Annotated in this window: 1 protein-coding gene; it reads left to right on the forward strand. The window is 33.1% G+C overall.

Annotated elements, in window-relative coordinates:
• The first annotated feature begins 114 nt into the window (after positions 1-114).
• A complete protein-coding gene (locus ACT8VG_RS11040) occupies positions 115-1,398 on the forward strand; it encodes an MYG1 family protein (protein WP_444195913.1) in 1,284 nt (427 codons plus the stop codon).
• Positions 1,399-1,578 lie beyond the last annotated feature (180 nt).

Raw genomic sequence — 1,578 nt, forward strand, 5'->3', positions numbered from 1 at the left:
AATAGCAAGCTGCCAGGTCCTTTTTTTTATGCCTTCCGACAGGAGGGCTTTTTTAGTAGTGTAAGTTTCTTGTAAGAATGATATGATAGATAAGAGTATAAAAGAGGAGATAATATGATTAAGATAGTAGAAGAAAAGGATGCAAAGTTTATAACTCATGCTGGATCATTTCATGCAGATGATGTTATGGCGACAGTCTTATTAGAAATATTATATGAAGATGCTTCACTTGCGAGAGTTGCAGAAATAGATGAAAAAGATACAGATGCTTTTGTCTATGATATTGGTTTAGGAAAGTATGATCATCACCAGGATGATAAAGTAAGAAGAGATAATGGAATTGCTTATTCTTCTGTAGGTCTTATTTGGCGTGACTATGGCATGCAGATACTTGAAAAATTAGGAATTCAAGATTATATAGAAGATTATTTTTATGATATAGATGATCAGATTATCATGCCTATAGATGCATTGGATAATGGAGAAGGTGAACGCATTTCCATGACTATTTCATCTGTCATTTCTATTAGTAACCCTTTCTGGAATTCACCTATTAGTGGAGATGAAGCATTTTTAAAATCAGTTGATTTTATGAGAACGGTTTTTCATGTATATATTGAATATTTAAAGGATGTTTATAATAATAATGAACTTGATTGGGATGATGGTTATGATTGGTTAGATCAGGTGATGAAGAAGATTGTTTTAGATAAAGCCAATGAAGCGAAATGTTTCATCTTTAATGAAGAAGGTGATGCCATAGATATGTGGAAAGAATATGGTGAAGAAATCATCACTTATTACAATAAATCAAGTAAACATGCAGATTTAGGTGTATATGATGTGAATAAGATGTTTGTGCAGCCACTTTCTTTTGAACGTGAAGAAACAGATGAAGTCACTGCTTATCCAGTAGAACAGCTCGCTATCTTAATGGAACACTATCATAAAAATGGTGAACCATTACTTAAAGAGATATTTGATACCTGCATTCATTCAGAAGTAAGTAGAATTCAAGGAATGGATTATGTTGAAGCACAAATTGACTTATCAGAACATCATATTATGATTCTAGAACAGTTTGTCCCATGGAAAGGTACATTACTTAAATCAGAAAGCAATAAAGTGAATGATATCTATTTAACTGTGTTTCCATCTCAAAGAGGAGGATGGAACTTTCAAGGCGTTCCTCTATCGCCAGCAAGCTTTGATACACGTATCAAAGTACCTGAAGAGTGGTGTGGAAAACGTGATCAAGAATTAGTAGAACTTACTGGAGTAGAAGGTGCACGCTTTATCCATCCAGGAGGATTTATTGGTGGTGCTGAAAATTTTGAATCCATTATGGAACTAGCACAACGTATTGTAGAATATACTGAACAAAATAAAACACATTAAACTATTAAACAGGGCTGTCTTATGTGATAAGATAGCCTTGTTTTGATGAAAATAAACAATATAAGAGATTTTAAATATTTTTTATAAAAAAATCAAAAAATATTAAAAAAACACTTTACAAACGAGCGGATATTGGGTATTATAGACAGGCAGTCCGGGAGACGGGCTGAGACAGAACAT

This window comes from Catenibacterium sp. (assembly GCF_052354645.1).
Classification (GTDB): Bacteria; Bacillota_I; Bacilli_A; order Erysipelotrichales; family Coprobacillaceae; genus Catenibacterium; species Catenibacterium mitsuoka_A.